This window comes from Paenibacillus agri (assembly GCF_013359945.1).
Taxonomy (GTDB): domain Bacteria; phylum Bacillota; class Bacilli; order Paenibacillales; family Paenibacillaceae; genus Paenibacillus_AQ; species Paenibacillus_AQ agri.
The window spans coordinates 1-239 of record NZ_JABWCS010000017.1; the positions used below are offsets into that span (position 1 = coordinate 1).

Here is a 239-nt window from a genome sequence, read left to right on the forward strand (position 1 = left end):
CGCCTACCTGTGTCGGTTTGCGGTACGGGCACCTTCTCCTGACTAGAGGCTTTTCTTGGCAGTGTGAGATCATGACCTTCGCTACTATAATTTTCGCTCCCCATCACAGCCCAGCCTTACGGTGTGCGGATTTGCCTACACACCAGCCTCACTGCTTAGACGGACATCCATCAGTCCGCGTCACTACCCTCCTGCGTCACCCCATCGCTCATAGCGGATTACGGTGGTACAGTAATTTC

1 rRNA gene is annotated in these 239 nt (G+C 54.4%); it reads right to left on the minus strand.

What is annotated here, in order from left to right:
* A 23S ribosomal RNA gene (locus HPT30_RS00075) occupies positions 1 to 239 on the minus strand; the annotation flags it as partial.